General features: G+C 56.9%; 25 protein-coding genes, 1 tRNA gene and 1 pseudogene. 12 read left to right on the forward strand and 15 right to left on the reverse strand.

Annotation, left to right across the window (positions count from 1 at the left end):
* Positions 1-73: 73 nt before the first annotated feature.
* Positions 74-250, forward strand: a complete 177-nt coding sequence (locus KHO23_RS00425; RefSeq protein ID WP_211608633.1) for a hypothetical protein — start codon at positions 74-76, stop codon at positions 248-250.
* Between the two features lie 130 nt (positions 251-380).
* Here KHO23_RS00425 and KHO23_RS00430 read toward each other — a convergent pair whose 3' ends face one another.
* The 9 genes from KHO23_RS00430 to KHO23_RS00470 form a co-directional block, all read right to left on the reverse strand.
* Positions 381-1,340: a hypothetical protein gene (locus KHO23_RS00430; RefSeq protein ID WP_211608634.1), complete on the reverse strand. Its 960-nt coding sequence runs from the start codon at positions 1,338-1,340 to the stop codon at positions 381-383.
* A gap of 254 nt (positions 1,341-1,594) precedes the next feature.
* Entirely contained in the window at positions 1,595-2,512 is a 918-nt protein-coding gene (locus KHO23_RS00435; RefSeq protein ID WP_211608635.1) for a Kiwa anti-phage protein KwaB-like domain-containing protein, read from the reverse strand.
* The gene (locus KHO23_RS00440; RefSeq protein WP_211608636.1) at positions 2,505-3,098 is read right to left on the reverse strand and encodes a hypothetical protein; all 594 of its coding nucleotides are present in this window, start codon (positions 3,096-3,098) and stop codon (positions 2,505-2,507) included. Before KHO23_RS00440 ends, KHO23_RS00435 begins: the two co-directional genes overlap by 8 nt.
* Before the next feature lie 182 nt (positions 3,099-3,280).
* Positions 3,281-4,423, reverse strand: a complete 1,143-nt coding sequence (locus KHO23_RS35535) for an SIR2 family NAD-dependent protein deacylase (RefSeq protein WP_407946031.1) — start codon at positions 4,421-4,423, stop codon at positions 3,281-3,283.
* Between the two features lie 426 nt (positions 4,424-4,849).
* Positions 4,850-5,179 carry a hypothetical protein gene (locus tag KHO23_RS34920; RefSeq protein ID WP_236066684.1) on the reverse strand — a complete coding sequence of 110 codons (330 nt, stop codon included), beginning with the start codon at positions 5,177-5,179 and terminating at the stop codon, positions 4,850-4,852.
* Positions 5,180-5,323: 144 nt separating this feature from the next.
* The gene (locus KHO23_RS00455) at positions 5,324-5,680 is read right to left on the reverse strand and encodes a lysozyme inhibitor LprI family protein (RefSeq protein WP_211608637.1); all 357 of its coding nucleotides are present in this window, start codon (positions 5,678-5,680) and stop codon (positions 5,324-5,326) included.
* A 41-nt stretch (positions 5,681-5,721) separates the two neighbouring features.
* Positions 5,722-6,261, reverse strand: a complete 540-nt coding sequence (locus KHO23_RS00460; protein WP_211608638.1) for a hypothetical protein — start codon at positions 6,259-6,261, stop codon at positions 5,722-5,724.
* Between the two features lie 83 nt (positions 6,262-6,344).
* Positions 6,345-7,547, reverse strand: coding sequence for an FG-GAP repeat domain-containing protein (locus KHO23_RS00465; RefSeq protein ID WP_211608639.1), 1,203 nt, complete (start codon positions 7,545-7,547; stop codon positions 6,345-6,347).
* 188 nt (positions 7,548-7,735) lie between these two features.
* Positions 7,736-8,074: a hypothetical protein gene (locus KHO23_RS00470; protein WP_211608640.1), complete on the reverse strand. Its 339-nt coding sequence runs from the start codon at positions 8,072-8,074 to the stop codon at positions 7,736-7,738.
* Between the two features lie 271 nt (positions 8,075-8,345).
* On the opposite strand from KHO23_RS00470, the gene KHO23_RS00475 reads away from it, so the two are divergent.
* The gene (locus KHO23_RS00475; protein WP_211608641.1) at positions 8,346-8,693 is read left to right on the forward strand and encodes a helix-turn-helix domain-containing protein; all 348 of its coding nucleotides are present in this window, start codon (positions 8,346-8,348) and stop codon (positions 8,691-8,693) included.
* Between the two features lie 13 nt (positions 8,694-8,706).
* On the opposite strand, the gene KHO23_RS00480 is transcribed toward KHO23_RS00475, so the two are convergent.
* On the reverse strand, positions 8,707-9,141 hold the full coding sequence (locus tag KHO23_RS00480) for a very short patch repair endonuclease (RefSeq protein ID WP_211608642.1): 435 nt from the start codon (positions 9,139-9,141) through the stop codon (positions 8,707-8,709).
* Between the two features lie 89 nt (positions 9,142-9,230).
* Here KHO23_RS00480 and KHO23_RS00485 point away from each other — a divergent pair, with 89 nt between their 5' ends.
* Positions 9,231-10,154 (forward strand): hypothetical protein, encoded by a 924-nt coding sequence (locus tag KHO23_RS00485; RefSeq protein ID WP_211608643.1) that lies wholly within the window; start codon positions 9,231-9,233, stop codon positions 10,152-10,154.
* Between the two features lie 64 nt (positions 10,155-10,218).
* Here KHO23_RS00485 and KHO23_RS00490 read toward each other — a convergent pair whose 3' ends face one another.
* Positions 10,219-11,529, reverse strand: coding sequence for a DNA cytosine methyltransferase (locus KHO23_RS00490; RefSeq protein WP_211608644.1), 1,311 nt, complete (start codon positions 11,527-11,529; stop codon positions 10,219-10,221).
* Positions 11,530-12,021: 492 nt separating this feature from the next.
* Between KHO23_RS00490 and KHO23_RS00495 the strand changes: the two genes are divergently transcribed.
* Positions 12,022-12,348, forward strand: coding sequence for a hypothetical protein (locus KHO23_RS00495; RefSeq protein WP_211608645.1), 327 nt, complete (start codon positions 12,022-12,024; stop codon positions 12,346-12,348).
* A complete protein-coding gene (locus KHO23_RS00500) occupies positions 12,349-12,771 on the forward strand; it encodes a PIN domain-containing protein (protein WP_211608646.1) in 423 nt (140 codons plus the stop codon).
* Positions 12,772-13,414: 643 nt separating this feature from the next.
* On the opposite strand, the gene KHO23_RS00505 is transcribed toward KHO23_RS00500, so the two are convergent.
* On the reverse strand, positions 13,415-14,080 hold the full coding sequence (locus KHO23_RS00505; protein WP_211608647.1) for a hypothetical protein: 666 nt from the start codon (positions 14,078-14,080) through the stop codon (positions 13,415-13,417).
* Between the two features lie 635 nt (positions 14,081-14,715).
* Here KHO23_RS00505 and KHO23_RS00510 point away from each other — a divergent pair.
* Complete coding sequence (locus KHO23_RS00510) at positions 14,716-15,927, forward strand: hypothetical protein (RefSeq protein WP_211608648.1); 1,212 nt, start codon at positions 14,716-14,718, stop codon at positions 15,925-15,927.
* Positions 15,928-16,119: 192 nt separating this feature from the next.
* On the opposite strand, the gene KHO23_RS00515 is transcribed toward KHO23_RS00510, so the two are convergent.
* From KHO23_RS00515 to KHO23_RS00525, 3 genes and pseudogenes are all read right to left on the reverse strand, one after another.
* A tRNA-Ala gene (locus KHO23_RS00515) sits at positions 16,120-16,195 on the reverse strand.
* Positions 16,196-16,337: 142 nt separating this feature from the next.
* A pseudogene (locus KHO23_RS00520) lies at positions 16,338-17,091 on the reverse strand (magnesium chelatase domain-containing protein); the annotation flags it as partial.
* A gap of 121 nt (positions 17,092-17,212) precedes the next feature.
* On the reverse strand, positions 17,213-17,470 hold the full coding sequence (locus KHO23_RS00525; protein ID WP_074285568.1) for an accessory factor UbiK family protein: 258 nt from the start codon (positions 17,468-17,470) through the stop codon (positions 17,213-17,215).
* A 397-nt stretch (positions 17,471-17,867) separates the two neighbouring features.
* On the opposite strand from KHO23_RS00525, the gene KHO23_RS00530 reads away from it, so the two are divergent.
* The 6 genes from KHO23_RS00530 to KHO23_RS00555 all read left to right on the forward strand — a co-directional run bounded on the left by KHO23_RS00530 (position 17,868) and on the right by KHO23_RS00555 (position 23,610).
* On the forward strand, positions 17,868-18,206 hold the full coding sequence (locus KHO23_RS00530) for a P-II family nitrogen regulator (RefSeq protein ID WP_006048089.1): 339 nt from the start codon (positions 17,868-17,870) through the stop codon (positions 18,204-18,206).
* A gap of 43 nt (positions 18,207-18,249) precedes the next feature.
* On the forward strand, positions 18,250-19,767 hold the full coding sequence (locus tag KHO23_RS00535) for an ammonium transporter (RefSeq protein WP_211608650.1): 1,518 nt from the start codon (positions 18,250-18,252) through the stop codon (positions 19,765-19,767).
* 242 nt (positions 19,768-20,009) lie between these two features.
* Positions 20,010-21,299: a glutamate--cysteine ligase gene (gene gshA, locus KHO23_RS00540; protein WP_211608651.1), complete on the forward strand. Its 1,290-nt coding sequence runs from the start codon at positions 20,010-20,012 to the stop codon at positions 21,297-21,299.
* Positions 21,300-21,400: 101 nt separating this feature from the next.
* The gene (gene gshB / locus KHO23_RS00545) at positions 21,401-22,357 is read left to right on the forward strand and encodes a glutathione synthase (RefSeq protein ID WP_211608652.1); all 957 of its coding nucleotides are present in this window, start codon (positions 21,401-21,403) and stop codon (positions 22,355-22,357) included.
* 347 nt (positions 22,358-22,704) lie between these two features.
* Entirely contained in the window at positions 22,705-23,232 is a 528-nt protein-coding gene (locus KHO23_RS00550; protein WP_211608653.1) for a PTS sugar transporter subunit IIA, read from the forward strand.
* Between the two features lie 108 nt (positions 23,233-23,340).
* Positions 23,341-23,610 (forward strand): HPr family phosphocarrier protein, encoded by a 270-nt coding sequence (locus KHO23_RS00555; protein WP_211608654.1) that lies wholly within the window; start codon positions 23,341-23,343, stop codon positions 23,608-23,610.
* Positions 23,611-23,841 lie beyond the last annotated feature (231 nt).

Here is a 23,841-nt window from a genome sequence, read left to right on the forward strand (position 1 = left end):
CTCGACCGATAGACATTGGACCAACGACAGTTTAACGGAGGGAGATATCGTGAAGGTTAGGAAACGCATCCGGATGATCAACAACAACGCGCGAAAGCGCGATCTGAAATTGCTCGCGCGGATCGCCAGAACGAACGACACCGGTCTTGATGATAACGTTGTATTAGCTATTCTGAAGGCGAAAGATGGTCCGTGGACGACGGTGATGACAGTCGAAGAGATGTTCGCCTACCTCGAACTCGATGAGTGACGGTCCACGTTTGCGCTGACGTTGATCGAGAGGGGCGTGGGCATCGTCGCGGATACTCCGGCGGGGTCGAAGCAGACCCGCGACGACGTGTATTCAATGCTCGCATCTACGGCTGCTGTCCAATGGATTCTTACTTTCCGTCATCGTAACCCCAGCCACCGAGATACGAAGGAATGGCGCTCAGATTGCTGATTCGTTCGTGGTTCTGCATCGACGGCTCTCTGGCAATCATTGGGAACAGGTTTAGAAGCATGTCTTTTGTTGCGTCGAACGCTTGTGGTGAATATTGCTGACCATCTTGCAGTTCATTTAGTGTAGACATTACCCATCGTATGTAGGCGATTGGAATCATCAGATCGGGCAGATCTTCCCATCCACTGATCAAACCCGGTCGCCCATACATTGTTTCGAGCTTGTCGTCGCAGGGACCCTTGCAGCACCAGTACACATGCTCGTGCTTAGGTTTGAACCCTGGGTCGTATTCCTCTGAATACGTCTTCCATCCAACAACGATACCACTGGGATGTTCTCCGAGGAGTTCCTTGCTGCATGCTGCACATCGTAGTGACGGTTCCTGCGAAAATATTCTGGCGGCTTTGGGATGGTCTTTCTCCCATACGGCTGCCGAAATCGGCATGAATCGACGGGCAAGAATAAGTCCTTCTCGCGAGGCGAGAAGTTCAGCCTCAATTCTTTCCTGATCGAAAACTAACGAGGGATTCGTCTTTTGCAAAGCCTCCAGCTTCGTTGCAAGTCCACTGCTTGGAACTGTCGAATAGAAGCCGATGAATCCAGAGCACTCATGGGTCTCAAGTCGATCACGGATGTCCGGTTCATCGCTCGGAGACACTGACGAGCCGGAGTGTGCTTTGTGTTTGCAACTCACCAACCATCGGACCTTTGTCTCGCCTACAATTCCCTGACGAATTTCCTCAACGATCAGATCACGCCCGGCGTCTGCCCCTCTATCTGGGTCATTCAAGACAAGAAAGCCTTTCATCGAAAGAAATTCTCGCGCAAACAGTTCAAATTGGTCGCGGTTTTTTCCGCCGGTCGGAATTGCGATTTCAGTGAGGTCAAGCGCTGCCATGTTGAGATCCGTTCTGTATTGAAGTATTGGGACTTTGCTTTTTCACAATCGATAGCAGCCTGCAAGCTGTTCGGCTTTGCTGCGGCTGCGCCTACGACAGACAGCTGATTGCGTAGTTAAGAGGAGCAATCGCCCGCGTACGCGCGCTTCAAAGGAGCCGCATGGGAGTTGCAGGCCGGCGAGCGAGGCGGAAGGCGCCGCAGAATTCTAGATCAAACATTGGCTCAGAATTCTGCGGAAATCAACAGACTAAATTACTGGACAGCAGAACTCGAAGGAACGTCAAAGGTGTCGAGCGACAATTGCGAATACAAACGGTGGTTTAGCAACACTTGCATAATGGCCCTCATCGATTCGCCTGTCGGAACGATACGACCAGCATCATCGAATTGAATGTTCCAGCCTTGTTGCACGTTGACTTGTCTTAGGCGGGTCATGTAGGCGTTGTCTGAGTAGTGCCCTTTCTGCTGTATGACGGCCATTCGCCGCAGATGCATTGTGTTAGTCCCTACATGTTCAATCAACGGCCCCATGTCGGCAAATCTGGCTGTGAAAGCAGCGTCCTGCTGCAATTCGTCGAATGAATTCGCGTACTCGACCTTGTAGCTCAGTATCGTTTCGAAAGCTCGCTTATCCATGATGAACAGGTCCTCACCGAAGACCACGAAGTCAAGAGACTTTGCAATTGTGAAACTACGATCCTCGACAAGATCCATCTGATTTGCCCGCATCACAACGTTGATGACGCTCCTGGCCTTTCTTGTTTTCCATGAGTCTGTAACCCGTTTTACGCAATAGAGAATCTGAGTGCCACTTCGAAGGCGTAGCAGATAGCCCGCGACATTCAGTAAATCTCTTTCGCCAGCAATCCGATGCTCCTCGGCCGGTGCGTCAACAAGTGCCGCGAGGTCTGAAAAACATGTTTCGTCTGTTCCAACGTGCAAGCAGCTCACTTCGTTGCGCTGGGCTGTAAGTTCGTAGTCTTCGACCTCCGTATGGGCCAGAAGTGACGCGCTAACGATGCGCTTCAGTTCCTCCACGAGCGCGTCGGTCACCTCGATGGATTTAGCGTTAAAGCCTCCCGCTTGGCGTTTTTTGAAAGTCCATAACGATAAGCTTGCGCCTGCTAGGTCGAAATTTCTGCACCCATTGAGGGCTTGCTCTTTAGTCATTTTTGTTTGCCTTCAAAACGTAGATCCCTTGGACGAGGCAGGACCTAAGTGCCTGGTCGGGTACGACGTTGTCTCTCGAAAGCGCTCGCAGTGTTCTACGATTGCCCTCGATGTCTGCTTGGACTTCGTAAAGTTGCCACCCGGCTGCCAGCAACAATGGATTCATGAGGATCTGACCAGACCGGTACGTGATGATGAACAACCAGATCATGAATAGACCAAAGCCAACAACCTTGCCCGTGCTGCCGAGCTCTACCCCCATGAATGACACGATGTACGGGAACGCATAGTTGATCAAATCATTAGGGATCGACTTGCTTTCCTTTATCGTCATCTCCGTTGTGCCGTTCAGGTGTCTCAGCAGCCATAGGAAAAAGACAAGGCTCACACCGGTGGCCACTATGAAAAGATAGGCCATCGTCGGATGCGCAACGTGTGGGATATCGCATGATCGCCAAAACTGGAGAGATTTGCAAAGCGGTCGGCCCCAGTCCTCATTCGGTATGTCCTGAACGGCCAGGATCAGCGCTAGAGGAAAATAAGATCCCAAAAACAACGATATCGCTGGAATCAGCTTAATTTGCATCGCTACCTCATGGACGCTGCACTATACGGCCTTCAGCATCAACACTTTTGTTTTCCAGATGCCGCACTGATCGGGCACACCGATGAATGGTTGCTGATTCGCTACGGTCAATTACTCCACTGGGTTTGAAGCGGGTTGCCAAATATACACCATCTACGCCATATGCTTGAATCTAGCGTTCCTTAGTTTAAGCTCTCGTCAAGCGCGCGAAGTAGGTCAAGTGCGCCTCCCTGCAATCCAATACCTTTCTGTGGATCGATAGCGTAGTCGTCGGTGTTGATTCGGATGACGCGCGGGCCGTTTCGTTCGCTTATGTTTCGAACAGTCGGAATGGCGCCGCCCGCACCTACCTCGATAACGACCAATCGTTCGACGCTTAACAGCCACGCTTCGAATCGCATACGCTGACGCTTCTCACGAGTTTCAGTCCAGTCCCAATCGTTGAACATCAGGATATTCGGTCGGGCTACGCTGCCGCACTTCGGACAACGCGGAAGCGGTGATGTCAGGAAGCATTGCTCGTCGTCGACTTCGGGTTGGAATTGACCCGCCGACCAGACATCGTGCAAACAGGCGCGGGAGCATTGCAAGAAGTGGATGGAACCGTGGCATTCGACAACGCGGTTCTCTGGAAAGCCTGCCTTCTGGAAGTGCCCGTCCACGTTGCTGGTGAACACGAACGCGCCGCGCGCCGTCATCGATGACCAGCGCCGAAGGATGTCGTAACCGGCATGTGGAACAGTGCGGCGATAGAGATTGAGCCGGTGCCCGTAGAATCCCCACGTTCGTATCGGATGATTTCGGAATGCTTCGCCGTTAGCGATGTCCTGAAAACCGAAGCCTTCGGCCTTCAACGCCGGGTACGCTCGCCAGAAGCCATTCTCGCCACGGAAGTCCGGCAATCCCGAATCGACGCCCATACCTGCGCCAGCCGTAATCAGGATTCCGTCAGCGTCGCGTAGCCAGTCGGCGATCTTCAGTTGTTCGTTTATGGTGGTCATGGCCAGTGATCGGTATATCGATTCGCTGTGCACGGCAGCGTGGGCATTCGTCACGCTGATCACGATCTGTTCGAGCTTGACGCCCTCCAAATCGTCACGAAGGAACGTCTCAAAATCGGCGACGTGTTGTTTGTTCTCGGCTTTGATCCGTTCGAGCAGTTGGAGCCTGACGATTTCCGAATCAGGCAGATCGAACATCGACTCTTTGGTCAATCCGAGTTCATCCAGTACACCCTGCGTATCGTTCGTCAGGCAATGAATGTCCCAACGAAAAGCAAGATCAAACAGTCGAACGAAATTTGTGACAGATAGCCACCGGATCATCACGCCATCGCAAAGGTCGCATTCGAGCTGGGCGAGCTTGCGTAGGGATCGTGGTACGTCGCTTTGTTTCTGTTTGAGGAAGTGTTCGATCTGATCGGAGACCACATGCCGGGCCTTGCCAATGAAATCAGTCAGATCATCGACTTCCCACTTGGGGTGCGTCGCAAATTCGATGAACCATTTCAGAACGATCTGCGTGTACGGCTCGTCGGCAGCTTCGCGAGCGATTTCGAGTGGCGAGAAATGTCCGGTCACGATGCGTACCGGTAACAGAAACGGTATCGCCGCCTTCAGAAGCTTGACGGTTTCTGTCAATGCTCCCGCTGCGATATCGTCAGTCACGCGCAGGTCACGTTGGGTATTGATTAGCAGGTCCGCTATGCTCGTCGTTGTCATCGTATCGGTGCTCGCGTTCGACTGCCGCGCTCAATATTCACTCGGAAATAGTACACACGTTGAGGACTGGTCGCCTTCCGTGATGATCCACACTCGCTTGCCCGCGACCTCGTATGCCGAAAACGTGCGTCCGCCGTGGATCGCTCCCAACAGGTTTGCTTCGGCATCGTTCGGCGTGACGTCGCCCCAATCGCCATGTTCGTGACGATGTAGGTACGGATAGATATCGGCGGCTTCACGTTCGAGGTGTTCGAGTACGGCGCGAGTGACAACGACTCGACCGAGTTCGATCAACGGGAAAGCGAAACCCGCGAACCGATCATTGGTCGCCGATGTGGTGCGGTCATTGGTGTCGGACATTTCGTTTACTCCTTGCCAGCGGTAATGTGGTTTCGATAGGCGAAAAAAAACCAGGGCGGGTGCCCTGGTTCGTTGGTCGGATCAGCGACCGTGTCGTGTGAAGGTGGCTGGATCGCCACCTCATTACGATGGGAATCGAGAACATCAATGTCCGATAGACCCGTCCGTATTGACTGCCCCGCTATTCACGAGGCGTTCATGTTGAAGCTGGTTGTATCGCGTGTCATACGCCTTCGCGATGCAATCGACGGTCTGACAGGTGTTTCGTGTCTTGAGCCACAGGCGCTGTTCCTGTTTGACGTGATTCGGATTGTCTGATGCCTGTAGCGCCTCTTTGTACATATCGGCGTTGACCGAGTCGGCAGACGATAGCGTCGAATCGGCGCAAATCATCTTCTCGACCTTGGACGAGGCTTTCGCACAGTTGAAGGCCGGGCCATCGGCGAACGCTGCTGTTGACGCGGCTAGCATGAGCGAAGCGAAGACAATGCGGGTTTTCATTTTTTCTATGTGTTGTCGTAGAGGGTGGATAGACGGGCGCGTTACATCCCACAAACCCGTTCTGTGTTGCGGAGCCTCGCACCGAGCATCTGGGAAGCCTCTTGATAGACGGGCGACATGCTCAGGTCATTTTCAGCATCAGGAGTTTTGCTATTTCGGAGCGCATTCAGATGGGCATGGATATTGTCGCTCAAAGGCACCGTTGCGTGGACTAACTGAACGACACTCGCGTTACAACCCGGACGCTGCTGTTCCTGTAGTTCACCGTTGTCGGAAAGATCAGCTAGCTTTTTTATTCCTGCAAATATGGCGGCAAGCTCTTTGCGCTCAGGGGATGCGTAGGATGCTCGAATTACGGACGAATTTTCGCCGCCGTTAGAGGATTGAAAGTCGTTACTATCGTTTGACTTCCGCGCAGCGTGAGACATGACTGCGGCGAGTATCCAACACGCAAAAAACGGAATCAGAAGTTTGCGCCGCGATGGGACACTGTTGCCGGTGCGTAATGCCAATTGCGGGCGAACTAGCAGAACGAAAAATCCAACTGTGGCTGCTGCGAACAGTATGGCGAGCGTATGCATGATGGGCTATCTCAACGTTGGATTCGCGCTACCCAACGGATAGCGCGAGATTCTCAGTGGCAGGTGATGATGGTTACGACCGATTACTGCGTGACCGAAACCCCGTAGCTTGCAGACAAGCTGTCGATCTTTCCTTGATACGGAATGATCCAGTTCAGCCAAGTGATGCCATTGGGGAACGCTGCGTTGTTCGAGTAGATCTGAGTGTTCACATTACCAACGATCTTTTCGACATCGCTGAAGCCGTAGATGCTAGCGTCGTATGTCAGGTGAACGTTCGTGGTGTAGATCGCTCCATTCACTGACAGGATGTCGAGTGCCGTTTCGAATTGCTGGTTATACGGAAGCTCGGTTATGTTGGACTGCGAGTACGTGTTGTCGCCGTTGTTTTTGAAAATTGTCGGCACCCAGTTGCCTTGTTTGTCGTCCGGCGCATTGCCGCCGAAGAACAGATCGAGCTTGCCACTGTTGTTGAAGTCGATTAGCTCGGCCGTGAAGATTTCGGCAAAGCACGAGGGGCAGTTGCCGCCAAGCGGCGTTCCATCTGTTCCGTATGCAATGACCTTCGGCAGGCGCGTAAAGTTTTGGCTGAATGTGCCGTCTTTGTTGTTGGTGAGGAAGTATGGGGTTTTCGCCACATTCGTGTCGGTCACAACAATATCATCGTAGCCGTTGCTATTGAAATCGGCCGCCGAAGCGCTATGGAAGTACCCCGTGTATGGCAGAGTGACGTTTTTGTACGTGCCGTCAGGCTGACTCAGGAGCATGTGAGGCTGTTCGCCCGAGTACGGCGCTGCATCGAAACCCGTGCAGGCGAAGAACACATCAGGCTTACCGTCACCGTTGAGATCGCCGACGATGGCCTTTCGGGGATGGAGACAGCCAACGTTGTTCGACAAGATATCGGACGTGTGATCGATCCACTGACCATTCACACTCTTGTAGAAATGGATGTGGCCGTATTTGTTCGCTGTCGATGGGTCGCTCGGATTGTATTCGAGGCTGTGCGTAACCATCGAATACGTGCCGTCATGAAAGAAGTCGGCAAAGGCCACAGAATTGCTTTGCGTGACTTCAACCGGTAGCGTTTGTGGACCTAGCGCGGCAGCGGCCGTGACCTTGTTCAGGTACGAAGTCTTTTGGACCGGAATGGGCGTGGCTGCTGCTGGTGTCGATGCCGCTGCGGGTGCAGACGCTGGCGAACTACTTCCACCACCACCTCCGCAAGCTGAAACCAATACTGCGCTTACCCCGATAGCCAATGCTGTTGCAACTTTCAACATCATTTTTTGTTCTCGTCTGAGTTGGTATTGCTTCTTCGATTACGTTGAGTTTGACGCACGATGCCCGATGGCTATGTAGCCAAACTCAACGGCCAAACGCGCTGCCACGTCATTGACGAGGCAACGCAGATTCGGAGCGCGGGCGCATCCTTGTACGCCCGGTTATTCAATACGTCAGGCACGGTTCGCGATTAGAGCTGGACGAGCTGATAGACGATGGCCTGCACTTCCGGATCGTTCTTGCGAAGCAACGACGCAAAGCGGGAAATCAGCAGGCGGTTTTTCTTCGTCTCGATCCGGTTGATCTGACGGATGACCACCGGATCGAACGGGCGCCCGGGCTTCAAATCTTCGATTGCCGACTTCGCGAGTGCCGTGCGTTCCGCGTCCAGTTCCTGCAAGGCAGCGCGGAATTTCTCCGGCGTCTCGGTTGCGGGAGATTTGCGGACGGGCTTCGCGTTCGTGCTTGCCGGTACTTCGGCAGTGGTCACAGGGGCAGCCGTCGTTTTCGATTCCGGTTTCGTGTTCATAGCTTTCTCCAAATGGTTCGTCAAATCGACAGTTAAATACTATCCAGAGTTTGGGGATTCGTACATATGTTTGCTAGAAAAATCAATGGTTTACGCTTCAAATCTTTGGGTGACCGCGTCGGGCGACGAAATACACTTGAAAGCCGGAACATTGCATCTTCGACAAATTTCTTTTGAAAATATGATGTTAAACGTCACACTGTGATACGGCACTTCATGGGATTTCTTTAGGGCTCAGCGGACCATTACGACCGTGCGTAAAAGGTCACATATGGACGAGCTACAGAAGGCCGGGTTAGTGAAGGCCGTTGGGCAAGCTATAGCATTGCGGCGTGCTGCCGCTGGGCTATCGCAAGAAAGAGTTGCGGAGGCGCTGGGGATCACACGGGAAGCGGTGTCTCGAATGGAGACAGGCGTAGCAGTTCCATCAGTCGTGCGACTTGCCGAACTAGCGGAAATTTTCAGCTGTGGGATAGAGGAGCTGTTGACCGATGTGTCAAGCAGAAGAATCGATCAGGCGAGGACTATGGTGGACTTGTTTGACGGATTGGCCGATGACAAGCGCCAGCTACTCGTCAGCATCATCAGACAGATTGCGCAAGGTTTCGGTGAGCGTTGACAGCGGTGACTCCCTAATGGGCCGCTGACGCTGTTGATCGTGCAGTGCCTAAAAATTCTTCAAGGCGTTCAGTCAGCAATTCAACGTTTTTCAATTCGCATTGCCAGACCACAAGTGTTTTCCACCCCAGTGCTTCGAGGGCGGCGACCGTTTCGGTGTCTCGCGCTCGCGTGCGTTCGATCTTAGGGGCCCAGAAGTCCAAGTTGGTGCGCGGCAGTCGCCCAAGCCGACAGTCTCGGTGTCCGTGCCAGAAACATCCGTGGACGAAAATAACCTTTTTCTTCTTAGAAAAAACGATATCGGGTCTGCCGCGTAGATTTGGTCCGTGCAGCCGAAATCTGTAGCCCATCCGGTGCAACAAGCCGCGAACGAAGAGTTCGGGAGTGGTGTTCTTCGACGTTACTCGAGACATCAGCCAACTGCGTTTCTCGCGCGATAGTTTGTCCATTTGCACAGTTACCACTGGCTAGGATGTATCTAAATTAACGGTCGCAACAAAAATCCGATGCGCAGCCTTTACGCTGTTGAGCGCGAATCGTGCCAGGGATTCGCGGGATTTTTGGTAAGCTGACTGAGCTTTCAGAAGACAACTATGCACGCCTCATGCCTAAAAGCCAAAAAACCATTGTTATAGAGCACATCTTCGACAGCCTGTACGACCCGGTCTCAGGCAGGCTTGAAAGAACCATAGTCACCGCGACCGACGTGCAAGACGCAAAACGCTTCTGCAATGAGCATCACGGGACGACGATAAAACTGGACAGTAATCCCTTCAACTTCATGAAGGATATCGTTCGAGGAACGGGCGCGGCGAGAATATGGCCAGACAGGGTGCGCCAACTGGGATTTGTCGGCGAACAAGCGACCGGCGACGGCAAGGTATTCGAATTTCTTCCCGTCGTGGCGGGCACCTCGGAAGGATTTGAGGTTAATTTTCGCCCGACCGCTGACACGCCGACCTTTCCTGTTCAAAGCCTAAGCCTTCCCGTAGCGTCGAAGGCGCTGGGGCGTACGGACGAGTCGTGGCTTTTGCAGGTAGCTGTTAACCTCCGTATCGTTGAAAGCCATTTTGCCATTGGCGAGAAAAAGCAGATAGAAGCTGTAGAGCTGAACCACCTACAAATGGACGTCAAGCTCCGGCGCGTTCAGATCGACGCGCTATTTTTAGCGAAATGCGAGCCCGGTTTGGAGAACCAATCGGGCGGAGTGCTGATCACAGTGGAGGCTAAGCAGGGCAATCAGCGAATTCTGACTGAGCAGATTGCCAGGCAGGTAAAAGCGGCTTTTGAGTCAACCGATAACGACATCGTTATACCGATTGCGATAGCCGCAGTCCGCGGCAAGGGCGTGTACGTGGTCGAATTCAGCGCGGTTAGTCGTGCCGAAGCACCGAGTTTCAGTTCGCCCGTTTTTCACCGTGACGCCATGTATACCCTTCTTCCGACCGTAAAAGGTATCTGAGGGGCATCCGACCGCTCTTGCGAGCGGCCGGCGACTATGGAGAGGACCCAGCGGCGACTTGCTATTAAGACGGCGTCAGTTCGAAGTGCTCGACGGCGGGCTCGATGCCATGGTCTTCGATGTTCTCAACAGTTCTCTTATCCGTCGACTTCCGGTCTCGCTGAGCGATGACATGGCGAGAAACGGAAAAGTAAGTCGCCGCTTCTCCCATGTTCATCGAGAGCAATGACTGTTCTCCCAAATCGAGCGTTTCTTCGGGCCTTGTTGCCGTCTGTCCCAAAGCATGCATGATCGTCGACGCGACGGCCCGTCCGAGCAATGGTGGAACGCTATTGCCGATCTGCCGGAAGCCATGCCATTTGGTAACGTGCATCCTGAACCAATCGGGGTAGGAGTGTAGTCTTGCGGCTTCCCGAACCGTAAGTACTCTCGGGTACACGGGGTGAATTGGCCGTGGTGAAGTATGCGCGCCACGTGCACTGTCTGTGCCGGCGCGGAGGGTATTGCAAAGACCTTCGGGATCAAGTCGCAAAAAGCGGCTTATCTTTTCTGTCTGACCCGGAGGCGTCGCGAGAAAGCGAGCTTTCGATACCTCTGTGTGCTCGGTGATCAAGCTACACGTGAGGATGTTTGGATCGAACACTCGCCTATAGCTATAGTCGGTGTCATCTTCGGCCATGCCGCGCAGGCGACGAGCGTAAGTGGATTCGGTTATCCATCCAACGCGCACAGAATCACTGATCTGAAGTTCGGCAAATTGGTCCGCATCGGGAAGGTCGGCGATTGCTTCGCGCACCGTCGTTGCCGTAGTCTCCGGCCCGGTTGGGTACGTCGGCATCGTCTGGTCCTTGCGAGCAGCGATCAAGAACAGTCGCTGCCTTGACTGCGGCACGCCAAAGTTGGAGGCGTTCAGCACCTGATAGGGCAGCACAACGTTGTAACCGGCGTCACCCAGCGCGTCGATGAGTTCCCTCAAAAATTGCGCGTGCTTGCCCAGCGTCAAGCCTTTGACGTTTTCGAAAACGCAATATTTGGGTTGAAGTTCATTGACCAGTCTAACGTAGTGGAACACCAACTGGTTTCGGTGGTCATCCAGCGCCCGTTTTCCAATCATCGAAAAACCTTGACACGGAGCTCCGCCGAATACTACATCGATTTCTCCGTTTTGGATGCCACTAAGCTGACGGATCTCCTCCCCTGAGAGATCGACTACGCTGGCGCAGATAGTTTTCGTCTTTGGGAAATTGTACTCGTGGGTCGCACAGTGAATCGGGTCGATCTCGACTGCTGCTGCGATGTCAAAACCTGCTTGTTCAAAACCTAGCGACAACCCGCCCGCTCCCGCGAACAGGTCGATCCCGATAGGACGCGCCATAATCTCTCCACCTCGATAGTACATGCATGAATCGCCGCATTTTATCTTGCCGATCAGCCATTGTCGATCGGTTTTTTGGGGTCCGATCTATGCGGAGTGTAATCTTGGGCGCGTCCGTCTATGGCCACCGTAATTGGGTGGGTAAAAGAGGGTTTAAATGGCCACAAGTCAAGATGTTCGGGGCACCGAAATCGATGGCGGTGTTCGTTGTATCGATCACGCTGGCGGTTCGAACGATGTCCCACCTCTTTGTGTTCGCAATGGATACACGGCAGCGTTCAAATGTGTTCGTTCCGAACTGGTGCGGCAGGTATCGACCCCGAACAGCCTTCCACGCATGGACAAAATCAACGGCGGCTTCCAGGCGCAACGGCCGTTCGGTTCGGCTTACCGAAAGCGAGGCTTGCTCCGGCGATGGGTTAGCCGGAAAGACCAGTTTCGATCGATGGCGAGTGTATCCTTTGGGCGTTTACACTTACTTGCGGAGCGAAGATGCAAAAGACGGTTTGGCTATCTTACGATTTGGGGGTCAAAGGTGATTACGAGGGCCTTTATAAGTGGCTTGACAACGTGGAAGCTTTCGAGTGCGGAGATAGCCTCGCGTATTTCTCGGTCGAGGTCCCAAACGGTAGAAACGTACCCGATTTCGTGGCGGAGGAACTGAACGCCAATGTCTCTTTCGGAAAAAGCGATCGCGTTTATCTGATCTGGCGAAACGATGAGGACAGCCGCAACAAGGGGCGATTCATAATCGGCAAGAGAAAGGCATCGCCTTGGGAAGGATTCGGAGACCGGGCGCAGACTCAGGACGATCAATAAATGGCCAAGAAGGTGTTGGTAGACACGTGTTACTGGATAGGGCTTTTCTACGAACGCGATCGGCACTACAAAGCGGCGCAAAAGCTCGAAGAATACATTAGCCGCCATAGGATATTGATACCTTGGCCGACGATGTTCGAGTTCGTCGATACTCGGCTTGCCCGGAGACGGGAGGACTCGATTCGCTTCCGGAGTTTCGTAGAAGGGGAAAATGCGGAGCTGATCAGTGATGTTCCATACCGCCCTGGAGCGATGGAAGGTGTTTTTGGCAACCCGCGAGGCAATTTCAGCCTTACTGACTTCATGCTACGAGCGATGATCGAAGACGTGAACCTATCGGTTAACGCGCTAGTGACCTCCAACAATAAGGACTTTTTCGATGTATGCGCCAAGTATGACGTTGAACTGCTGGGCCTCGAATAGCTGCATTTAAACCTCGATCCAGCGCTTTCTCTGAGTTGGCCTACAGAGTAAATGAATCGCCCCACGATTTATGTAATGCGCGAGTGACCGCTAAATGCCGCGATAGCGACAATCGAATGTCTCACCGGCGAAGTGGGTGAGCGTCGCTTCTTGGCCGACAGTCGCCGATTGCGGGAAGGAGAACTCATTTGGCGCCTATTTGTAGTGAGGCCATCAGTTGGTCGCATGAGCGACCACGAGCAAACAGACGCCAGGCTAGCTCGGTTACAAATAGGGTTTAATTGGCCACAAGTCAAAACATTCGGCGCACCGAAGAACGCCGCTGACTCGTTGCATTGATCCGGCCAGCTGTTCGAACAACATCCCCCGCTTGCGTTCGCTATGAATGGTCGTTCGCATTCGAAATGTATTCGTTAGGAACGGACGAGCGGCAGATCTCGACCCAGATTGCTCCGTAACGGACGTCAACCCGAAGATGGAGCCGTTGTGACTCATTGATGCCGATAGGATCGCGAGGCGATGGCGCAACAGGGCAGGGCCCCAATCATTGCCTCGTAAAGCGGCCAAATGAGCTCCAGTAATCCAGCGCGAGCCGCCGTCTTCGAGCGACGCTGGGCTCGCGTGCGTCAATGCCGGGTGCCCTCTAGGCTTCGATCGTGATTTTGATGCTGTCCGGCGAGACTCCGAAAGTCTCCGCCAAGCGGCGCTTCGCCTCAGTGATAGTGAGGGGCGCTTCGGACTTTTCCTCGGGCTGCGCTGCATCTACCGCAAGCTCCTCCTCTTCCGAAGTCGCGGATGCACGGAACTCGGCAGAGAGTGGGACTTGTGCGATCGGCGGATACATGAGGCCAATGCCACCGCCGACATGACTAGGCGGATGTGCGGCCTCTTTTTGGTAAAGACCAACCCACACACCGCGGCCAATGGGAATCCTGTGACCTGCTTTCATCCGAGCAGCATAGCTGCGGTCGAAGCGGGCTCGCACCTCCTCGGCGTCGAGAAAGTGAACGTTGGCGTTCTGTGGGTTGTGCCGGTCATCGACAGACACTGCCACCACGGCATCCACGTCCGAGAGGGTCACCCACCGCTTGTCCTCGCGGTCGCGCGGGAATGCGATATAGGTGTCCTGCGTCGTCCGGATGCTGACCAGCTTGCTCTCGTTCCCGCGCGTAATTCGCCGCACGCTTCCCGCTCCGGCGCCAGGCACGGAATTTACCTCCCACCCTTCCTTCCGCAACGACTCTTCCCCAATACGAAAAAGAGTTGTCTTCGTCGAGAATTTTTCCGGCGTTTGGTAGACGTTTGTCATTTCTTCCCCGTTCCTTTTCGTATGCGTAGAAATAAGTGTAGCACGTCCATAGAAAAATGCAGGAAAGGAATTTATGTCTAGATTCTTTCTCTCCTTTTCCTCGGAGACGGGCCAACTGATGAGTACCAACGATCTCACTATCCATGTCGGTCGACCGCGTTTGGCCGTACTCGCTCGAATCGGCTAGTCCGGTTAGTCGGATTGGTGCGAACATCCCGGCAGCAAGATCGGGATCAGGGCAAAGTTGGTGCGATTGGGTTTAATTGGCTACGGGTTAAGAGTGTTCGGCGTGCCAAGATTCGACACGCAAACTCATTGAATCGCTGTGACCGACGAACGATGTCCACACGCATTCGTATGAGTGCACGTTCGCATTCGAAACACACTCGGGATCGATAAGCGACAGATTTCGACCTGAGCTGCCTCTCAGGACGTATCGAATCATGTGCCCGCTTTCGGATGTTCGGGAGACATCAGGACGATGACATCAGTCGTCAGCTACAGGTCACGGTAGGTGTCCATCATGGTTTTCATGTTGTCGATGCATGGTAGGCGAACACCGCGCAGATTGACGAGGAGAAAATAGTTGCTCCCGTGTCTTGCCACAGTCCATCAGGGAGCCTCTTATGGGATATATGTTCACGCGGCAGCAGCTCTACGACCTGGTCTGGGCCGGGCCGATGACGACGCAGGCGAAGTCACTGGGCATTTCTGGTGTTGGGCTTGCAAAGGCGTGCCGACGCAGCAACATTCCGGTTCCGCCCCGCGGCTACTGGGCGAGGCTGGCCGCAGGTCAGCGTGTCGCGCGCACGCCGCTACCGCGACGCGGGCCTGGCATGTCGGACCACGTCACGGTAGGCGCCGGGCGGCCGCAGGCATTCCAGCCGGAGCGTGATGAGGGGCATCTCTGCAGTCGAGACGCTGACGTCAGCGTGAGGGAGGAGCTGCCCCCCACTCCGCCGGTCCATGACGAAACACTGGACGAAGTCGAAGCGCGGATCCGTCGCGCGCTGCCAACGAAGTTCCGCTTCGCGCGCACGCTGGAAAGTGCGCACCCCCAGATCGCACGGTTGCTGCGGGAAGACGACGAGCGCCGCGACGCGATTACGAGAAACCGCTTCGCGTGGGACAAGCCCCGTTTCGAAAGCCGCTTCGAACAGCGGCGCCTCGTGTTCCTGAGCAACCTGTTCACATTGCTTGGGCGGCTCGACGCGCAGGGTTTCGCGCGGGGGCATGATGGCCGCGAGGTGAACGCGCATGTCGGTGATCAGTACGTCAAATTCCGGGTAGAAATGCTGGCCGTGCTGCGACCGCGCACCCGGACAGCCAGCACAAAAAAGGAATCGATGGCGGTCGAGGTCGAAGTCGCCCGCTGGCAGCATGGCGAACCCGAAGAAAAGCTGTTCTGGCGTGATGACGAAGAGGGCAAACTGGAAGACCGTCTGCGGGAAATTGGCGTTGCGATCGTGCTGGCCGGCGAGCGGCAGTATCGGAAATCGCGGGCGTTTTCATATTGGATGAACAGGCACAGCTTTGACGAGAGGGTCGACAAAGCCCGCCGGGCACGCGACGAAGCTCAACGACTCGAACGCGAAGCGCGCCTGCAGACCGAGCGCGACCAGATCACCCGGCTTCTTGAGCAGATCAGCGCGCGCCAGCAGGCTCAGCAGATTCGTGCATATGTCGATGAAGTCCTGTCGTCGCCGACGGCAATGGCAACGCGTGCATTTGACGGCGATCGTAATGAATGGGCGAGTTGGGCACTCGCTGTGGCGTCCAAACTTGACCCGCTCGCTACATCCACTCCGGAGTACGGTGCGACGCCTGGTTTCAGCCCTACCCTCTAATGGGGTGGAAGCACCTCTGTCAATGCAGACGCGAGCCTAGCTAAAAAAATCTTGTCAGAAAAGAAGTGTTTTCTCGCCTATGTCGGCACCCGGTGCCCCAAACCGGCCACACCTAGTGTGCCAAAACCTGCTTCAGAAAAAAACAACGCACTACGGCGCAAGACGTAGTGCGTTGTTTCTAAAGCAGATTCGTGGTGGAGAGGAGGAGGATCGAACTCCCGACCTTCGCATTGCGAACGCGACGCTCTCCCAGCTGAGCTACCCCCCCAACGTTGAACCAAGTCTATCACAGGCGATTTTTAGGGGGCAATTCGTAATGGCTAACGGCGACGCGTCGGAATTGGTGTCGACATACCAGGGGACGAACTCAGAAGTCCGGCGAATCCCTTGTGACGGGTTTAATTGGCCACAAGGTAAGACGTGGTGTCCGCCGGCCGCGGCGACTTCAAGTGCGCGGCGCGCGCCGCGCTGGCCGATCACGTCGGTCATGTCAGCAATGGCGGCGGGTGCGTTCTCGCCAAGGTCGGGTGCCGCGACCGGGTAGAGTCGCGCGTCAGGCGCTCCCGCAAGATGCGCGCAAAGCGACGGCAGATCGGCGGCGCCGTAGACATCGACACCCGGCACGAGCGCGGCCTCGGCTGAACTTGCCGCAGGCAGATAGAGCTGCGGCGTGTGCTGAATGCACCCTCCGGGCGTCGTCTGCTCGCCGGACGTATTGAAAGTTGAACTACAAGCAGAAGCGCCGACCGAGCCACCGTGAGAAGCACGACTGCGCGCCGTTCCGCACGCCATCGCGAAAGCCCCGCGCATTGGCCGCAGCGCCCCGGTCAGTGACAGCTCACCGGCGAATTCACGGTGCAGCAACGATTCCGGCGGAATCTGCCCGCTCGCCGCCAGAATGCCTAAAGCAATCGGCAGATCGAAGCGGCCGGACTCCTTCGGCAAATCGGCCGGCGCGAGGTTGACGGTAATACGCCGCACGGGGAAATCGAAGCTGCAGTTCTGCAGCGCCGCGCGCACGCGCTCGCGGCTTTCGCGCACTTCCAGATCGGGAAGGCCGACAATCGAAAAAGAGGGTAATCCGTTCGCGAGGTGAACCTCGACGGTTACTTCGGGCGCGCGGCCAGAGGCCGGCGCGCGACTGCGCACCACGGCAAGCGACATGTTTTCTCCCGTCGGACGGCGCGCCGAGGGCGCGCGCGAGTCCCCTAAAACGCTGATGACGTCACGGCTCGCTTGCCAGTGATGAGCAGCACTGCGCAGCTAAGGCGCTGCGAGCAAATCCTTAAGACGTTTGCGTGGTGACCGGCAGCTTCTGCTCGAGCTCGGCGACGCGGCGCTCCAGCTCTTCGAGGCGCGCACGGGTGCGCACCAGCACCTGGGTCTGCGTATCGAATTCCTCACGCGTGACCAGGTCGAGCTTCGAGAAGCCCTGCGACAGCATGGCTTTCACGTTGCGTTCGACATCTTTGGCCGGCGAGTTCTTGAACAGCTCGCTCATGCGGGCCTGAAAATCGTTAAAGACGTCGTTCGGTTGTTTCATGGCGTTTCCTTTGGTGCACAAAAAATGTGCATGTTTCGTTGCGTCTGTGCTTTGTCACGTGGAATGGGCCGTCTTGGTGCATGACCGGTTGCCTGCCGCTGCCGCATGAGCCCGTTTGGTGCGCGCTCAAACGTTAAAAGCCTTCGAACACTCTAGCAACGATCCATGCGCCGCGCCAGCATGCCCCGCCAACGTTGGCCATCCGGCCAGGGGCGCTTGCGCCCCTTTTGCAACGCGCCCCAGGCGAAGTCTGACACAACATGGCACGCGAGTTGCTGTTACTGCCCCGCGCGCACTGCCGGCGGCTTTTTACCGGCAGCGAAACGAGACCACTCGAGCGGGTTACGGGTACGCGAACAGGTTACGCAACGGGTTACGCAACTAAGAGAGGGATGTCATGAAACTCATTACCGCAATCATCAAGCCGTTCAAGCTCGATGAGGCGCGCGAAGCCTTGTCGGCCATCGGCGTCTCGGGCATCACGGTGACGGAAGTCAAAGGCTTCGGTCGTCAGAAGGGCCACACGGAACTGTATCGGGGCGCTGAATACGTCGTCGATTTCCTGCCGAAGGTGAAGATCGAGGCAGCTGTCTCGGACGACATCGTCGACCAGGCGATCGAGGCGCTCGAACGCGCGGCACGCACCGGCAAGATTGGCGACGGCAAGATTTTTGTCACCCCGATCGAGCAAGTGATTCGGATTCGCACCGGGGAGACCGGCGCGGACGCTCTGTAATACCAAAAGATAGCGACACAGATAGCGACAAGAGGAAACGAAGATGCGCAAATTATTGATGTCCATGCTGATGGCCGGTTCGCTGCTCGCGGGCGGTATCGGCGCCGCCCTCGCGGACGACGCTTCCGCCCCCGCAGCCGCCTCGGCAGCTGCTTCCGATACGACGGCGAGCGCGCCGGCACCGGACGCCTCGGCAGCCCCTGCTGCCGCCGCGGCGTCGGCACCGGCCGCTGACGCGTCCGCCGCACCGGCCGCCAGCGCCGCAGCCGCACCTGATGCATCGGCCGCATCCGCTGCCGCCGCACCGGCAGCGCCGACCGCGCCGTTCTCGGTCGATTCGTCGAAGATCAATTCGGGCGACACCGCCTGGATGCTGACCTCCACCGCGCTCGTGCTGTTCATGACGATCCCGGGTCTGGCGCTGTTCTACGGCGGCATGGTCCGCAAGAAGAGCGTGCTCGCGATCCTGATGCAAAGTTTCGCGATCACCTGCCTCGTGTCGATCATCTGGGTTGTGATCGGCTACAGCCTCGCCTTCACGCCGGGCGGTTCGTTCATCGGTGGTTTGTCGCGCTTCTTCATGCAAGGCATGAACTACATCCACGGCGACAAGGCCACGACGCTGACCGTCAGCCACCTCGCGCCGACGATCCCGGAAACCGTCTACGTCGTTTATCAGATGACGTTCGCGATCATTACTCCGGCACTGATCACGGGTGCGTTTGCAGATCGTATGAAGTTCTCGGCGATGCTGGTGTTCATGACGCTGTGGTCGATCATCGTCTACTCGCCGATCGCGCACATGGTCTGGGAACCGACCGGCTGGCTGGCTAGCGCAGGCATCCTCGACTTCGCGGGCGGCACGGTGGTGCACATCAACGCCGGTATCGCGGCGCTGGTCTGCGCACTGGTGCTCGGCAAGCGTGTCGGCTACGGCAAGGAAGCGATGGCGCCGCACAACCTGACGCTCACGCTGATCGGTGGCGCCATGCTGTGGGTAGGCTGGTTCGGCTTCAACGCGGGTTCGGCGGTGGCGGCAGACGGCCGTGCCGGTTTCGCGATGTTCGCAACGCAAGTGGCAACCGCAGCGGCAGCACTCGCATGGATGTTCGCCGAATGGGCAACCAAGGGTAAGCCGTCGGTACTCGGTATCGTGTCGGGTGCCGTGGCAGGTCTGGTGGCGATTACGCCGGCTTCGGGCTTCGTCGGTATGACGGGTTCGCTCGTGATCGGCATCGCGGCAGGCGTGATCTGCTACTGGTCGGCAACGTGGCTCAAGCACAAGCTCGGTTACGACGACTCGCTCGACGCGTTCGGCGTGCACTGCATCGGCGGTATCGTGGGTGCGCTGCTGACCGGCGTGTTCGCGGTCAAGGACATCGGCGGCGCCGACGGCAGCGTGATCCTGCAAGCCAAGGGCGTGCTGACGACGCTGATCTACAGCGGCGTGGTGAGCTACATCCTGCTGAAGGTCATCGACATGGTGATGGGCATCCGCGTGACGGAAGAAGAGGAACGCGAAGGCCTGGACGTGAGCCTGCACGGCGAACACGTCGAATAAGGACCGTTTCGTCACCGCAAGCTCCAGGGCTTGCGGATCAGAATCAAGCGCAGCGACTTTGGCCCGCCTTCATGGCGGGCTTTTTTCTTGGCGCGTATCTTGTATCTTGTAAACAGCAGTTTTCTCCGCCTATCATGGCGATAGCGAGAATGCATTCGTATCGGCTTGCGAATGGAGAAACCGTCCCCAAATGGACAAAGCATTTGCTCTACAATCTTTTTTCTCCAGTCTGCGAGTGATCAATGGTTCCGCACCTAGTTACGGCGTTAAACGGCCCGCTGCTCGATCTCGAGCGGAAGATCCTCGACGCTACGCCCGCCATCGAACGCTGGTTCCGGCTCGAATGGCAGGAGCACACGCCGCCGTTCTATTGTTCAGTCGATCTGCGTAACGCGGGCTTCAAGCTCGCGCCGGTCGACACCAATCTGTTTCCCGGCGCATTCAACAATCTGCCGCAGGAAGTGCTGCCGCTTGCCGTGCAGGCCGCGATGGCATCGATCGAGAAGATCTGCCCGGACGCGAAGAATCTGCTGGTGATTCCGGAGCGCCATACGCGTAACGCGTTTTATCTCGAGAATGTCGCCCGTCTGGCCGCGATCATGCGTCAGGCCGGCTTGAACGTGCGTTTCGGCACGCTCGACGAAAGCATCGTCGGGCCGGTCACGATTGCCTTGTCCGACGGGCAGAAGCTCGTGCTCGAACCGCTCGAGCGCTCGCCGCGGCGACTCGGTCTGAAGAATTTCGACCCGTGTTCGATTCTGCTGAACAATGATCTGTCAGGCGGTATTCCGCCGGTTCTGGAAAACCTGCACGAGCAGTATCTGCTGCCGCCGTTGCATGCCGGCTGGGCGGTTCGCCGCAAATCGACGCATTTCTCCTGCTATGACGACGTCGCGAAGAAGTTCGCGAAGATGGTCGAGATCGATCCGTGGATGATCAATCCATACTTCGCGCACGTCGAAGGCGTCGATTTCCAGGAACGCACCGGCGAAGAAGCGCTGGCGGATGCGATCGACGGCGTGCTCAAGAAGATCGCCAAGAAGTATCGCGAGTACGGTATTTCCGAGAAACCGTATGTTGTCATCAAGTCGGATGCCGGCACCTATGGCATGGGCGTGATGACCGTGCACGACGCGTCGGAAGTGGCCGCGCTGACCAAGCGCGAACGCGCCAAGATGGCTACCACCAAAGACGGCCTCGAAGTGCATGACGTGATCGTGCAGGAAGGCGTGTACACCTTCGAGCGGATCGGCGAGGAAGTTGCCGAGCCGGTCGTGTATATGATCGACCGTTACGTGGTGGGCGGCTTCTACCGCGTGCATGGCAGCCGCGAGCGCGATCAGAATCTGAACGCGCCCGGCATGCACTTCGTGCCGCTCGGGTTCGAACATACGGCGCTGCCGGATGCTCACGCCAAGCCAGGCGCGGCGGTGCCGAACCGCTTCTATATGTACGGCGTGGTGGCGCGGCTCGGGTTGCTGGCCGCATCGGTCGAGCTGGAAAAGACCGATCCGGAAGCGATTCAGGTCTGAGCCTCGCGAGGTGGACGATGGCGGCATACGTGCCGCCATCGCCATTTTCAGCGACTATATTTACGATCAATGCCAAGCCCTAAGGGCGCACCGGAATCCTCATGGACATTCTTTTCATTGCCGATCCGCTTACGCAGTTCAAGATCTACAAAGACTCGACCTACGCGATGATGGCCGAAGCCGCGCGCCGCGGTCACGCGCTCTACACGTGCGAGCCGAAGCATCTGGCGTGGACGGGCGGCGACGTCGAGGCGAACGTGCAGCGTTTTGCGATTGTCGGCGACGTAACGGATCTGCATCGCGACACCTGGTACGCTGCTGAAGCCGCGGCGCCGAAATCGCTGAAGTCCTTCAGCGCGGTCGTGATGCGTAAAGACCCGCCGTTCGATATGGAATATGTGACGTCGACGTGGCTGCTGGAAATGGCCGAGCGCGGCGGCGCGCGCATTTTCAACAAGCCGCAGGCGATTCGCGATCACTCGGAAAAGCTGGCGATCGGCGAGTTCGCGCAGTTCGTGGCGCCGACTCTGGTGACGCGCGACGCAACCCGTTTGCGCGCCTTCCACGAAGAACACGGCGACGTGATCCTGAAGCCGCTAGACGGCATGGGTGGCATGGGCGTGTTTCGCGTGAAGGCCGACGGCATGAATCTCGGCTCGATCATCGAGATGCTGAGCCACGACGGCGCGCGTTCGGTGATGGCGCAAAAGTTTATCCCCGAGATCAAGGAGGGTGACAAGCGCATTCTTCTGATCGGCGGCGAAGCGGTGCCGTTTTCGCTCGCGCGGATCCCGCAGGGCAATGAGGTGCGCGGCAATCTGGCGGCCGGCGGACTGGGCGTGGCGCGCCCGCTCACCGAGCATGACCGCAAAATCGCCGACACGCTCGCGCCGGTGCTCGCCGCGCGCGGCCTGCTGCTGGTCGGGCTGGACGCGATCGGCGACTGGCTCACCGAGGTGAACGTCACGAGCCCGACGTGTTTTCGCGAGATCATGGATCAGACGGGCTTCGACGTCGCCGCGATGTTCATCGATGCACTGGAGCGCGCGGCAGCTTGAGGCGCAACCCTTGAATGGCCGCCATCGCCCCCAAACTGTGAAGGTGTAGTAAATCCGCATCAAGCGAAACACCGGCTTTGGCGCGAAAATGAGCCTGATACAATGCCCGCTCTCCCGCGCCAAGCCGAATCGATGGCGTCTGCAGGACACTGCAGGCATGGATTGCGGACTATTTCGGACTGTAAGCGAGCGGTTTTCCGCGCACGCCGCCGCGGCATCAGGCGCCGCGGACCGCTCGTCAGATGGTGCGTTCCGGTCCTCACGACCCACGGCCGGTCGAGGGCGCTTACGAACCGGGCTTTGTCCCGGTCCACGGTTCGGGGCCGTTCTTTTGCAGTAAGGCTGACATGGCAGGCATTCTGATCATCGCGCACGCTCCGTTCGCCACCGCGTTGCGCGATTGTATTTCGCACATTTACGGTGGCTTGCCGGCTCGTATCGGCGTGATCGACGTATCGCCGGATTGCGATCCCGCCCAGCAGGTCGCGTTCGCGCATTCGGAAATCGAGCGGCTCAAGGAAGAAAACGGCGCACTTGTGCTCACCGATATGTTCGGCGCCACGCCGGCGAATATCGCCGGGCGGCTCGCTTCGGTGCCGAACGTCCGTGTGCTGTGCGGCGTCAATCTGCCGATGCTGGTGCGCGCGGTCTGTTATCGCGCGACGCCGCTCGACACGCTGGCCGACAAGGCGCTCGCCGGGGCCACCAAGGGCGTGCACGCAATCGGGCCTGCCACGCCGGCGCCGGTTGCGCCACCCGCGGGGTGCAGCGACTGTTTGCCGGCTTTGCCGCCTGATGCCGCTGCCGCGAACTGTTTGCCCGCGTTGCCGCCCGAGGCCGACCTGACTCAGAAAGCCGGCTCGACCGGGTTGTAAGCGGATCGCACGGCTTTAAAAACGATTGCGATCGGGTTGCGACCCGAGCGCAGCTGGTTTGCAGTTTCACCTTTCACCACAACACTTACCCGCGCTTCGGACCATCACATGCTGCAACAGGAAACGACTATTGTGAACAAGCTGGGGCTGCACGCGCGCGCGTCGGCCAAGTTGACGCAACTCGCGGGCAACTACCAGGCGGAAATCTGGATGAGCCGCAATGGCCGCCGTATCAATGCCAAGAGCATCATGGGTGTGATGATGCTGGCCGCGGGTATAGGCAGCTCGGTGCTGATCGAAACGGAAGGCGCCGACGAAAAAGAAGCCATGGACGCATTGCTGAAACTGATTGCCGATAAATTCGGTGAAGGTCAGTAAATTCGCGCGGTCCCTTGCCTGAAGCAAAATGCCGCGGTTGTCCGCGGCATTTTTTTTAGCGCGAGACAATCGCTGCGCGATCGGTGCGAGGGGCCATGAGCCGATAGGGCTGGCGGCGCGTGGAGAGTGCTGCCGGAGCGCAAGGTGGATGAGGGCGCCTTGTCGTGGTCGGTTACGGTATTTCGTGCTGCGCTGCACACAGCCCTGGCGTACTTGCAAAGGGCGCGGAAT

Source organism: Paraburkholderia haematera, assembly GCF_905220975.1.
Classification (GTDB): Bacteria; Pseudomonadota; Gammaproteobacteria; order Burkholderiales; family Burkholderiaceae; genus Paraburkholderia; species Paraburkholderia haematera.